Origin of the sequence: Paenibacillus sp. BJ-4, assembly GCF_020404765.1 — a bacterium.
Taxonomy (GTDB): domain Bacteria; phylum Bacillota; class Bacilli; order Paenibacillales; family Paenibacillaceae; genus Paenibacillus.
The window spans coordinates 29,385-41,333 of record NZ_JAIVEM010000141.1 but is presented as its reverse complement, the minus strand read 5'-3'; the positions used below and the strand labels follow the sequence as shown (position 1 = coordinate 41,333).

General features: G+C 50.8%; 12 protein-coding genes. All 12 read right to left on the bottom strand.

The genetic code is table 11. The features are described 5' to 3' along the window. Positions 1 to 32 precede the first annotated feature (32 nt). The gene (locus LCF57_RS22105) at positions 33 to 971 is read right to left on the bottom strand and encodes a protein kinase domain-containing protein (protein ID WP_226002638.1); all 939 of its coding nucleotides are present in this window, start codon (positions 969 to 971) and stop codon (positions 33 to 35) included. Beyond that, positions 955 to 1,704: a vWA domain-containing protein gene (locus LCF57_RS22100; protein WP_226002637.1), complete on the bottom strand. Its 750-nt coding sequence runs from the start codon at positions 1,702 to 1,704 to the stop codon at positions 955 to 957. Before LCF57_RS22100 ends, LCF57_RS22105 begins: the two co-directional genes overlap by 17 nt. Positions 1,705 to 1,830: 126 nt before the next feature. Further along, positions 1,831 to 4,338 carry a stage II sporulation protein E gene (gene spoIIE / locus LCF57_RS22095; RefSeq protein WP_226002636.1) on the bottom strand — a complete coding sequence of 836 codons (2,508 nt, stop codon included), beginning with the start codon at positions 4,336 to 4,338 and terminating at the stop codon, positions 1,831 to 1,833. A 505-nt stretch (positions 4,339 to 4,843) separates the two neighbouring features. After that, the gene (locus tag LCF57_RS22090) at positions 4,844 to 5,362 is read right to left on the bottom strand and encodes a S1 domain-containing RNA-binding protein (RefSeq protein ID WP_025721295.1); all 519 of its coding nucleotides are present in this window, start codon (positions 5,360 to 5,362) and stop codon (positions 4,844 to 4,846) included. Between the two features lie 122 nt (positions 5,363 to 5,484). Then, a complete protein-coding gene (locus LCF57_RS22085) occupies positions 5,485 to 5,814 on the bottom strand; it encodes an FtsB family cell division protein (RefSeq protein WP_226002635.1) in 330 nt (109 codons plus the stop codon). A 4-nt stretch (positions 5,815 to 5,818) separates the two neighbouring features. Beyond that, positions 5,819 to 6,397, bottom strand: coding sequence for a spore cortex biosynthesis protein YabQ (gene yabQ, locus LCF57_RS22080; RefSeq protein WP_226002634.1), 579 nt, complete (start codon positions 6,395 to 6,397; stop codon positions 5,819 to 5,821). Beyond that, positions 6,394 to 6,678 (bottom strand): sporulation protein YabP, encoded by a 285-nt coding sequence (yabP, locus tag LCF57_RS22075; RefSeq protein WP_025721301.1) that lies wholly within the window; start codon positions 6,676 to 6,678, stop codon positions 6,394 to 6,396. Before yabP ends, yabQ begins: the two co-directional genes overlap by 4 nt. Positions 6,679 to 6,857: 179 nt before the next feature. Beyond that, positions 6,858 to 7,136 carry an RNA-binding S4 domain-containing protein gene (locus tag LCF57_RS22070; RefSeq protein WP_226002633.1) on the bottom strand — a complete coding sequence of 93 codons (279 nt, stop codon included), beginning with the start codon at positions 7,134 to 7,136 and terminating at the stop codon, positions 6,858 to 6,860. Beyond that, positions 7,136 to 7,408: an HU family DNA-binding protein gene (locus LCF57_RS22065; protein WP_007428028.1), complete on the bottom strand. Its 273-nt coding sequence runs from the start codon at positions 7,406 to 7,408 to the stop codon at positions 7,136 to 7,138. Before LCF57_RS22065 ends, LCF57_RS22070 begins: the two co-directional genes overlap by 1 nt. Before the next feature lie 386 nt (positions 7,409 to 7,794). Then, entirely contained in the window at positions 7,795 to 9,294 is a 1,500-nt protein-coding gene (gene mazG / locus LCF57_RS22060) for a nucleoside triphosphate pyrophosphohydrolase (RefSeq protein ID WP_226002632.1), read from the bottom strand. Positions 9,295 to 9,449: 155 nt separating this feature from the next. Continuing rightward, positions 9,450 to 11,255: a polysaccharide biosynthesis protein gene (locus LCF57_RS22055; protein WP_226002631.1), complete on the bottom strand. Its 1,806-nt coding sequence runs from the start codon at positions 11,253 to 11,255 to the stop codon at positions 9,450 to 9,452. A 140-nt stretch (positions 11,256 to 11,395) separates the two neighbouring features. After that, positions 11,396 to 11,938, bottom strand: a complete 543-nt coding sequence (spoVT, locus tag LCF57_RS22050) for a stage V sporulation protein T (RefSeq protein ID WP_226002630.1) — start codon at positions 11,936 to 11,938, stop codon at positions 11,396 to 11,398. Between the last annotated feature and the right edge of the window lie 11 nt (positions 11,939 to 11,949).

Sequence of the window (11,949 nt, the reverse complement as noted above, 5' to 3'; positions counted from 1 at the left end):
TGATCATCTGTTATCTTATGTAAGTCATGCTGCTACCGCAACGCTATCCAGAGCGCCCCAGCCAGCAGCAAAAGTGAAACCGTAAAAGCATATCCCAGCCAGCGTGGATTCCCTCGTTTGGCCGACGATTGCCTGACATGTGCTGAAGCCAGACGCGACCAAGATCGGGCCGCCGCACGAGTATCGGAATATTCTCCGCGCACTGCACCGAGCAGCCATTCGGCGTAGGGACGTAATACACGGCTGCGACGAATGATGACCGTCAATTCTGCCGTATTGCGTAGCTGTGGCAGCCTGCTGGCAGCCGCCTTTAAGGATTCGCCCTCCAATATATGAATCGTTAGAAGAGCAAAGGCAAACAGGTCATACTGGGGATCGGCATTTCGGTTGCCAGCATTCCAGAATCCCCTGTCATACCATTCTGTAAATTGTTTTACACTCCGACCTGCAAGGGATACTCCGCCATAATCAATTAGTTCGGCTTCTCCATAGGCATTGACCAAAATATTTTGCGGCTTCAGGTCGCCAAACACCCATCCTGCCTGATGCAGCTCCGCCAGACGATTGAGTATACCGGTTCCAGCCACACCATACCATTCCGCCCCTTTGGCTGCAACAAAACGATGAAGCGGATCGCCCTTAATATATCGCATGACATAAAAGGGGATCTCCCCACTGCGTAACACCACATCGTCGACTTCAAACAAAAAGGAGGGATTCCCATTTTTTTGGAACACGGCTTTGGTCCCCTGAGACTGCAATGTAGTCAGCACATTAATCTCTGATTGCAGATCAAGCGTGTTTCTTCCCATTTTCAGAGCAAATTGCCGATCGCCCTGTGCTTCTTTTACCAAATATACAGTTCCGTTCGCTCCCCGGCCCAGCAGACGCTGAATGACATAGCTGCTCCGCTTCCACTTGCCCTTGATGACCGTTCCGGGTGCAAGAACGGGATCAGACGACGTAGTCACCGAGCATCCCTTCTCCTTTATCATAGGATTCTTCCATATCTTTCTGTTCCCCTAGTGTAACATATCGGTAATAATCAATCACTTGTAAAATCGCTGGACCTGTCGGCGTGGCTCCTTTCATCCGCAGACGTCCGAATAGCGATTTGATCTGGCTGAGCTCAGAGGTCCAGCCGATATCCATTACCGCGTCTTCACCCATTCGGCCACCTGGAAAATGAAATACAGAGATGCGGCTGAGTCCACTCCTGGACTGCAAACTGAGCAGCAAATCGCGAATGCTGTCCTCTACAGCAGGCAGTTTGGGCTTCATGCTCGCACTGGCATCAATGAGTAAAGCAATTTCCAGAGCGCTTGTCTCTGTCAGCTCGTCCATCACCTCAACCACCTGAGCCCGTTTGGCTGGAGGCAGTTCACCGATATGCCGGGCGCCACCCTCACCCAAAATATGCGTTAACTCTCTATTAACCGCCTGCTGAATCGTTTGAACGACCGTTTTACGCGTCATCATCTGCATGGTCTGTGCCAACTGCTTTGTGCCTACGATTTGGCTGAACCCTCCTCCAGCTTTAGCAATTTCGCGAATCTCCGTACTGCCAAGCTCACCTATGGTTCCATAATCTATGACTCCGGCGACATTCACTGTAATGCCTTCCTGTAAAGCCTGAGCAGCCGCTATGACCGGACTAACCCCTACATTGGAACATCCATCTGTAATGATCAAAATTTGCTTCATCGCTTTTTGACCTCCGCTTCCTCTTAATCTATCCCGATAGATTCTATCTTTGCCTATTACGGAACGATTCAAACGAAGAATGCGGATTTTTAAGAACGAGGAAGGAATTTCCCGGGCAATGTCGGTTTAACTCACCGTCCGTGGACGCTCTGCCCAGCTCATACCCGGTACATGCAGGGTCGCCCACTCTGGACGATAATGATCGATTTTACTAACAACAACCGTCATATCATCATAGATTTGATTTTGCTGGTAACGAATAACCCGTTCCAGCAAGCAGTCGGCCAGCTCCTGCGGATCATCACTTTCAATCTCCTGGATCATGCGCTTCATCCATATTTCCTTATTGACCGCATAACCCGGCGAATCGTATATACCGTCTGTAATCATGATGAGAATATCCCCCGGCTGTAGTTGAAGTGACACCAAATCCACCTCAATATCCTGTATAATGCCAATTGGCAAATTACTGGCAGATACAGGAATGACCTCCTCCCCCCTTTTAATAAAGCTCGGCGTAGACCCAATTTTCATAAAGGTTGTTCGGGCCGTATACTGGTCAATCAGCGCCATATCTACGGTAGCATACATTTCCTCGGGTGATCGCAGCATCAGGACAGAGTTCACCGACTTGATCGCCAATTTTTCATCCATACCCGACTGCAATAATTCCTCCAAAATATCAAGGGCGGCGCTGCTCTCCTGCTGCGCACGCTCCCCATTCCCCATCCCATCGCTTAAGGAGACTGCAAAGGTGCCGTTCCCTAGCTCCATCATGCTATAGCTGTCTCCTGAGAAAAAATCCCCTCCCTTGGCGGCGCTCGCCACCCCTGTAGCCACCTCATACGTCTTGGCAGAGCCAAACATGACGGTGGCCAAGCCTTGGCGGCGATCTGCCGCCGTTTCGCGCATCACTGCGATATGCTCGTCCAATATATCCGATAGCAATGGAGCAATGATTTTCCGACATTCATCGAATCCCCTTGTATAGGCATGGACAATCTCGATTTCTACCTGGCCTGCATCCAGGTTAATAATCTCAATCGATTGGATGGATAAGCCCAGCCGCTCAAGCGCTTCCCGTATTTGCTCCTCCTGTCGATGCATGGTCTGTCCTTCGCGCTGAATTTCCCGCGCCAGATCCTCCATAATCTGTGATACGCCCGATAGCTGGTCAGCAACAAGCTGACGACTGTCGTATACTTGGCGCTTCCACTGCATATTATGTTGATAGAGACTATACTGCTGCTTCATTACCTGCAGTACAGCGCCCGTTTTGGCGCATGCCTTGCTCCATTGCGGCGGCATCTGCTCCGGCTCCAAATCAGGATTATCCTCAATGGCGCTCATCATTTCCGTCATATACTGATGAGTTTGCATAAACTTGCCGTCCCAGCACTGCTCGCACTTAAAGCAGGAGGCGCACGTGCCTTCCGCTACGGCGTTCATAAAATGCTCGATTTCTCCGTCCGGCTTTGCGCCCTCACTCGCAGATATCTGATGAAAGCTGCGGGATAGCTGACTGAATACACGGGAAAATTTCGTTACCCGCTCTGCGGTGAGGTCACGAACCCTTTTGGCATATTCATGCTGGGACTTGGCGTGATCCTGCGTACCGGGGACGTAGGTAGAAACCGCTTTAAAGAAACTTTTTGGAGTTATTAAGAATAATAGAATCGCCGCACAGCTCTCCCAAGTCGATGTCAGTACATCTCCCGTCCCATCCAAATAGATTGTTAGAATGGAAGAGCCCAGTAGCATCCCAAGTGCAACAGCACCCTTTCGCCCTTCACGCAGCATCCCTGCCAGTAAGCCTGCAAAAGCAAGTAAGCTCATCTGCACAATCGCGGACATATTGGCCAAGCTTAGAATTAAACCGGTAATCACACCAACCGAAGCACCTAGTGAGGCGCCTCCCACCAAAGCAAACACCAAGACCAAATAGCGCGACAGGATATGATCGACAGACAGTGAATGAAGGGTCCATCCTACCGCTCCTGTCATAACAGAGGCCAGTAAAATAATGAGACACAGAATTTCCTCATTCTTGAGCTGGCTTGTCTTTTTTCGATACGTAAACAGTGGAATAGCCTGCGTGAACACCAGTGTAAGCATAAAGCTGAGGACCGCATCCGTTCCCACAATGACAAGATCATACCATGTGAAGGACGGAGCCATCACGGCGTTAAATAAATTGACCATGAACACAGATAGGAAAACCATAAGCGGAGCATAGGATAATTCCAGACGATCAAAGGCTCGTAGCCCGCGAAACAAGAGATAAAATACAATCAGCTCTCCTCCAATCATGAACAACGATGGATAGGGAGCCAACAAGCTACCCAGCAATACCGATACAGCTATAGGCAGCATCAGATCACGGCGGAGGAATGTAATGACCGCAAAATAAGCGAGGGCAAAAGGGGAAAGCTCGTCCAAAATCATGGCGCGCCCCAGTAAAAGCCCCATAGCCGACAATAGCAGCATCCATCTTTGCGCCATCATCCATTGCACCGCTTTATGTGAATCCAGTCGCTTCTTGAGTCTGGAAGTCCAACCTTCCGTACGTTCTTTGGATCTGGACTTTCTAGATTTCAAACCCGGAAATTGTACCACGTTCCATTTCTCCATCATGCGTCAGGCACCCCATTCATCAATTTGATGTTCCCATCTTAAACCGGAACGATTGAGAAAGTTTGTCAGAACCTCACGTCTTATTCCAAGAAATTTCCGACAAAAAAACGTTCTGCGCGAAAGGACAGAGCATCCCCCTGAAAATCAGGCTCCGCCCGTATGGAAGGGTATGGAAGTTCCATTCAATCCTTCACCTTCGTAGCCTCTCCCTGTCGTCCATCACCACATCCAGACTAGCGATTTGCACAGAAGATAGACGGAAAACCGTTGGAGTTTGTCGGACGATTAGGTCCACACGACAAAAAAAACATGCATTTTCCAGCACGATTGCTCTTTGATTCTTCACCAAATCACGATTCTCATCATAGGCTCGCAGGATGACGGCTGCCTGCATCCCCTGCAGCGCTTGCCTGCCTCATGTGTTGTCGGTAAAACGCAAAAAAACCGTAGCAGTCTTTCGACTGTACGGTTTTCCGTGTATGGTTGATACGGTTGTCAAAGTGAATTAAACACGCTTCGCGCCGCGTCCTCCGCGTTTACCCTCGGTGTTCTTTTTCAGCGACGAAATGCGTTCCTCACTATCTTTCAGGAAGCGTGACATTTTATCCTCAAATGAAGGTTTACCCGGTGCAGGCTTGAAAGAACGGCCTCCACGATCGCGGTTGAAACCACCACCACCGCGTCCCTGACTCGGACCTGAACCTCCGCCGCCGAAACGGTCTCCTCCGCCTGTTCCTCCTGTACGCTCCGGTCTTGGAGCTCTTGGTGGACGGGCTTCACTTGCCGGCTTGTCAATCGTTTGCTTAATGGAAAGTCCAATTTTGCCATCTTTGTCAACATTAATGACTTTCACCGTCACGACATCATTAATCTTCAGGTGGTCGTTAACATCCTTAACGTAGTTATCGGCGATTTCCGAGATGTGAACGAGACCCGTGACACCTCCAGACAAATCCACAAATGCTCCAAAATGCGTGATGCCTGTCACTTTGCCCTCTAACTTGGTGCCCACTTCAATTGCCATAGAATAAAATGATCCTCCCTTAAAATATACAACCGATTTTTTGCAAAAAAATCCCGCTGTGGTGATTTGATTATACAAAATGGCGGAACTAAGGTCAACTAAGCATTGGCCTGATAATGCTCCTATTTCTGATCTCCGATGATTGGCGTCTCTTCCGGTTTGTAGAGACCGTACTTGCTTCTGGCAATCTCTCCAATGTACTCGGGGTCTTTGAGACGATTCACTTCGGTTTGAAGCTGTTGTTCTTTTTGTGTAGCAGCTTGCTTTTGCTTTTCCTTCTGGGTGAGCTGTTCACTTCGATCAGCCATAATCATCCCTTGTGAAAAAAAGGTGAAAATAGCCCAACTACCAAAGGCGGCAAGCGATAGCAACCAAATCATGATTCGCCTGCGCCCGCCCGCGTTGGACTTGGACGTAGGAGATGAATGGCGATCTACAGACGAATTACGCATGATACTACCTCCTTCCAAACCATCTTTTTGCTGTGTTTTTCACTCTGATGCCGAGCTTCACGAGCGATTCTGGAGTCCTCCAGCGCGCTTTGAGTGGACCGATCAGCCATAGGATCGGCTTCCAAACTGGCATCAAGATGTATATCAGCATCCTTCCCAGGAACACAATAAGTGCCCATGTCCATCCGACCAGCTTGCGTACCAGCCGATACAGCGCCAACACCGGAAGAACAATCAGGATGCGCAGTATGCTGTTCACGATCAACGTCAGTCTGCGGACTATCTCTAATAACATTACCACAAAACGTTGGGTTGTAACACTAAAGGCCCAAAAATAGAGCCAAACCCCCAAAAGTAGTCCTAAAAAGACATAAAACCGCAGCTCACCGCGATTGCTCGCGTACAGCACACGGAAAATAAACAGCGCCGAGGCCACCCAGTACAGCACGTCCAACATATGAACGCTCCAACGGGCAAAATGAAAGCGGATGGACAGCACCCGGTAGCTGTCAAACACCACTCCCATTGCAATGCCCGACAGCAGCATCCATGTCAACGTCAGCCATTGTGTGTAAGGATTCATTTGAAGAGCTTGCCGAATAGGCTTTTTCCATTTTTGGCTGGGGCCCCGGGCTCCAGGTAGACGAGGGAATTAATCTGACCTTCAATGGACAACAGCCCCTCTTCCAGACTGAGGTTTTTGATATGTAAATGTTGTCCGCGAATGGTGAGATGGCCCAGCTCGGTCTGAAGCAGAAACTCTTCACTGTCAAAGCTCTCCACATTGCTGACGCCTGAAATATCGAGCTGCTTGCGGCTTTGCATATGCAAATCATGGTGCTTGGGCTTCCCTTGTTCAATCATGGCATGTACCCCTCCTTCTGTTCTTAGCTTATGAGGGGAGCCATATGATTTAGAACTGCTTTTGCTCTATACCAGCCTGCTTTGAAAGCAGGAAGCTTATCACCTAAAAAAAGCACCCCTTCATCAGATGATGAAGGAGTGCTTTCATGTACAGCGTGATGAGAAAATTCGATGCCTGCTTACCAGTTCAAATCGCTCTCCCTGGCAATAGGCTCTTCTTTCACCAAAGTGTACATACTTGCAGCCTCGTCCTTGCGTGTAGTGTCGGCGAGCCGTTCCACTCGCACAGTCACCAGCTTTTGGCCAAATTGGACGGTGATTTCATCGCCTACTTTGACCGCACTGCTCGGCTTGGCTTCGCGTCCGTTCACCACCACTCTCCCCTGTTCGGAGACATCCTTGGCTACGGTACGCCGCTTAATCAGCCGCGAGACTTTCAAGAATTTATCAAGACGCATTAGTTAACGGCTTCTTTAAGCTTATTACCGGCTTTAAAAGCAGGAACGGTCGATTCTGGAATTTCAATCGTGTTGCCAGTTTGTGGGTTGCGACCTGTACGGCTGGAACGTTTACGCGTTTCGAAAGTACCAAAGCCGATCAGTTGCACTTTGTCGCCACTAGCGAGTGCATCTGTAATTTCACCAAGAACGCCATTCAATACAGCTTCAACGTCACGTTTGCTCAAACCGCTTTTGCTGGAAATATTGTTGATCAAATCTGTCTTGTTCATAAGATAAAAGCCTCCCAAATATCAAAAAGTAATCATCACGCTGCATGTCCATACCTGGAGCAGACGTGAGGTCAAGCTGCGGCCGAAGCCTCTCTGAATTCAACTGTAACACGTTTGTCTGTAAGCTACAGTTATTTTCAGAATTACTACAAGTTATTCTGGCTTGTCCCTAAAAATCCTGCAATAGCAGGCGTTTTTTTATTGGACCCCAGTTAAGCCAACATCCTACTACAAAACGCTCCCCATTGGCAAGTCTTCTCAAACCAGGCATGTTTTTAACCCTGCACACGCCTCCTTTGCTGGCCTGTGCAGTCCATAGGTTGCCTCTCTTTACCTGTGTCTTCTGTCGCTTTCTGACCGAATCATTGTTCAAAAGGGCGGTGTGATCAAGCTCTGTCAAGGAGCTTTTTCGCTTCCTGCCAGTAGGTTTCCATTTCTTCTACGCTGCTGTCCTCAGGACGACGTCCCTGCTCGCGTAATTTTTGCTCAATATACTGGAATCGTTTTACAAATTTTCGATTGGTGGCAGACAACGCCTCTTCGGGGTCTACTTCCATAAATCGAGCTGCATTCACAGCAACGAATAATACATCACCTAGCTCCAGCAATTGCGCTTCTACGGAATGGCCTTCACGGACCGCCTCCTTCAATTCAGCCACTTCTTCGTCCAGTTTGTCAAATACACCTTCGATGCTATCCCAGTTGAAGCCCACTTTAGCTGCTTTTTTCTGAAGCTTGTATGATTTCATGAGCGCAGGCAAATCACGTGGGACACCATCGAGTACAGAAGGCTGTGCGGACGCTGTCCCTTTAAGCCGTTTTTCCTCGGCTTTCATCTGCTCCCAGTTTTGCAGCGCCTCTTCCGCATCATTCGCCTGGTTGTCACCAAATACGTGCGGATGGCGGAAAATGAGCTTATCATTCAGTCCTTGAATCACGTCATACACATTGAAGGTTCCAACTTCCTCTTCCATTTGAGCATGCAGCAAAATTTGCAGCAACAAGTCGCCCAGCTCTTCCTTCATATGCTCAGGGTCATCCTCATCTATCGTTTCGATGACTTCATACGTTTCCTCAATCAGATTTTTGCGGATGGACTGATGGGTCTGTTCACGATCCCACGGACACCCTTCCGGGCTGCGTAAAATATCGACAATCTCGTGCAGACGGTCAAAAGATCGCCGTTTGAGCGCTTCATCCTCACTACGGGGTATATACACCAGAGACAGGTTTCCGTAGCCCTCCACCCGATCCAGCTCGTACAGAGGCACCTTATGTACCGTTTCCTCACCTTCTACCCCAAGAGCGTGACCGACATACACTTCGTAATCGTCAGGATAACGTTCCATCAGACACAGCTTCACATCGGATGCAGTAAAGGTGTCATACACTTGTCCGATCAGCGTATGTAGCTGAGGCTGAAGCCAACTCGCATCCAGTGTACCCGCATCGAGCAGTTGGAAACCCTCAATCGGATCAAATCCAAGACGTACAAAAGCTTCATCCAGAAAGCTTTCGCCACCGAGGATGTTCAGCTCAATGCCCTCCCCAGGACAACGTTCCTTAAGCAGCTGTACCGCTGCTTCAGCCACCATCGGGTGACCGGGAACCGCATAGACAATTTCGCTTCCGTCCGCCGCCTTAGCAGCCACTGCAATCAATTGGCTGGTAATTTCCTCATATACCTCTGGAAAAGATTCCTTTGTCTCATACACCGTGTCAAACGACTCAAAAGCCACTTCAAACTCATCCAGCACTTTAACCGCCGGATGCTCCCTTGTCCGCAGATACAGCGCCGAAGCGCCCCGCATTTTGTTCAATATCCCTATCGTAAGCTGATCGGGATCTCCCGAGCCCAAGCCTACGACCGTTAATGTTACGCTCATATCCAATCCTCCGTTCCGCAGAAACAAGGCATGCTCCGAAAACACACAGCGCATCCCACTTCTGCTTCCTTTGCTTTGGCATTTACTATACCACAAAGTTGTATAGGCTCATAAAATGGCAATGCCGCTCTGTTCCGTAAGCGGCATTGCCAAGGCTATGCCAGCACGCGCAGCCGGCGCAGCACGGCTGCCAGCGGGCGTCCGAGCTTGGGCACTGCCACAAGCTCAGCCTCCGTGATCAGCCGCAAGCGAGCGAGGCCGATCACGAACACCACGGCGCCTGCTGCTACGCCCAGCAGGCTTTCCGCTGCTGCTGTGGCACGGCCGCCAGCGGTCCAGCCCAAGGCACCCAGCACAGCGCCGATGCCCCACGACGCCGCTATAGCTGCGCAGGCTAAGGCGATCAGCAGCGCCGCCGGCTTGAGCACGCTGGCGGACCAGCTTCCGCGCAGGCCCACGAGACGGGCCAGCAGCGCGATGTTGATCACCGCCGCCAGCAAATAGGCGACGGCTCCCGCGATGGCGGCTCCAGCCGTGCCGAGCTCCGGCACAAGCAGCCAGTTCAGCAGCGCTTTGGCTGCGGCGGCAGCGAGCATCGCCAGAGCTGGCGCGCGAACTGCGCCAAGCCCTTGCAGCAGCGCAGCCGAGATGATGCTGAGCGTACCGCCTACGGCGGTCAGCGCCATCCAGCGCATGATCTCGCTGCCGGTATCGTCCGCGTACAGCATAACATTAACGGGTACGGCCAGCACGACCAAGCCTGTCGCAGCGGCCAGCCCCAGCAGCCAAAACCAGCGTAGCGATTGCTCGCACTGACGGCGGGCCAGCTCCGTGCCACCGGTCACCCGGGCCTCTGCCAGCGATGGGATGAACAATGCCGACAGGGTGGTGGCAAACATCATGACCAGTTGTACGAGCGGCAGACCCCGGTTATAGACACCGAAGGCCACCATAGCCGCCGTATCGTCCAAGCCCTCCTGCTTTAACAAGCGGGGGACGGTAAACGTGTCTACCAGACTAATTAACGGAACGGCCAGCGCTCCAAGGCAAACAGGCAAGGCATAACGCAGCAATGCTTTTAGCAAAGAGCCATAGCTCTCAGTACGGTGGGCTACTCCAGCCCGTTCCTGCATTGTCCCGGCTGCACTCTCGAGCACACCGGATACGACAGCACGACTGCCACTCGCCAAATGGCCCGTCGTTGTTTTCAGGACGTCAGCACGCCCAGATGCAGTCTCCTGTATGCCCCTTTGTTCTATCTTCCCAACGGCCTGCGAGACCTGTTCAGGCGACCTCCCCTGGCTTTGAGGCTTCCTCCTGTGGTTGCGCCAGAATAACAGCATGACGACCAACCCTGCTGCACCGCCAGCGGCTGAACCAAACACAGCTCCGGCGGCAATCATATCTGCGCCCGCTCCTTGCGACAGCATGAGCAGCAGCAGTATGATCATCACACTTACCCGTACCGCCTGCTCCGTCACTTGAGAGACAGCGGTCGGGATCATATTTTGCAAGCCTTGAAAATATCCCCTCAGCCCTGCCATAACCGGCACGAACAAAAAAGCAACCGCCGCCGCCCTCACCGAGGGTATGACATGAGCATTATCGATCCACAGACTGATTAGCGGCGCACACGTATACATCAGCACCCCTAGAACCAAACCAAAGATGCCCAATACAAGCGAAGATAGCCGAGCAACCCGTTGCCCTGCTGCCTGATTTCCCACCGCCTCATACTCAGCTACAAATTTGGATATCGCTGCCGGAAATCCAGCAGCTGCAATGGTAATTAACAGCGTGTAAAAAGGATAAACCGTATTATAAATACCAAACACACCGTCGCCGCCGATATTTTGTAGCGGAATTTTTTGCAATGTGCCGATCAGCTTGCTCGCTACCGCCGCCAGTGTCAAAATGACAGCACCCCGTAGCAACCGCGAAGCGGCGCGATTTTCCTGCATTCCCCGTCTCCACTCCTACCTGAAATATGCCTCTTTCACGATTCCTATTATACCGCCTCTTCTCCTGGAAAGAAAAAAGCCCTGTACAGCGGAGGACGGCTTACGCCATCCTGTGCGCCATACAGGGGTAAAACGGGGTGTTACTGCTCCATTTGCTTGCCCAGGAAGCCAGCGGCCGTTTCGGCCATTTTGATCTCCATTTCGGACATTTTTACTTTCTCGTCCTTGTTCAGCAAAATAACCGAACCAATGGGATCACCACCGGAAACAATGGGAGCCGTCACAAAGGACGAGATTGTTTCTTCGTGGTCACGGGTTAGCTCATAGGAGCCGCTGGTTGTTTCCAGCACCGTTTTGCGATTATCCATACTATTTTCGATAATGCTGCCGATCGGCTTGTCCAAGAACTCTTTTTTGGAGCCCCCAGCCACCGTAATAATGGTGTCTCGATCAGTAATCATCGTAATATGGCCTGTGCTTTCAAACAGGGACTCAGCATATTCTTTGGCGAAATCACCAAGCTCACCGATAGGTGAATACTTTTTCAAAATGACTTCTCCGTCACGATCCACAAAAATCTCGAGCGGATCTCCTTCACGAATTCTCAAGGTGCGGCGAATTTCCTTCGGAATAACCACGCGCCCAAGGTCATCAATACGGCGAACTATACCAGTAGCTTTCATTTCACATGTTG

Coding starts and splice junctions, on each gene's coding strand:
- spoIIE (WP_226002636.1), bottom strand. CDS start 4,338: ATGATGGAGAAATGGAACGTGGTACAATTTCCGGGTTTGAAATCTAGA.
- spoVT (WP_226002630.1), bottom strand. CDS start 11,938: ATGAAAGCTACTGGTATAGTTCGCCGTATTGATGACCTTGGGCGCGTG.
- LCF57_RS22090 (WP_025721295.1), bottom strand. CDS start 5,362: ATGGCAATTGAAGTGGGCACCAAGTTAGAGGGCAAAGTGACAGGCATC.
- LCF57_RS22100 (WP_226002637.1), bottom strand. CDS start 1,704: ATGAAGCAAATTTTGATCATTACAGATGGATGTTCCAATGTAGGGGTT.
- yabQ (WP_226002634.1), bottom strand. CDS start 6,397: ATGAATCCTTACACACAATGGCTGACGTTGACATGGATGCTGCTGTCG.
- LCF57_RS22055 (WP_226002631.1), bottom strand. CDS start 11,255: ATGCAGGAAAATCGCGCCGCTTCGCGGTTGCTACGGGGTGCTGTCATT.
- mazG (WP_226002632.1), bottom strand. CDS start 9,294: ATGAGCGTAACATTAACGGTCGTAGGCTTGGGCTCGGGAGATCCCGAT.
- yabP (WP_025721301.1), bottom strand. CDS start 6,678: ATGATTGAACAAGGGAAGCCCAAGCACCATGATTTGCATATGCAAAGC.
- LCF57_RS22085 (WP_226002635.1), bottom strand. CDS start 5,814: ATGCGTAATTCGTCTGTAGATCGCCATTCATCTCCTACGTCCAAGTCC.
- LCF57_RS22070 (WP_226002633.1), bottom strand. CDS start 7,136: ATGCGTCTTGATAAATTCTTGAAAGTCTCGCGGCTGATTAAGCGGCGT.
- LCF57_RS22065 (WP_007428028.1), bottom strand. CDS start 7,408: ATGAACAAGACAGATTTGATCAACAATATTTCCAGCAAAAGCGGTTTG.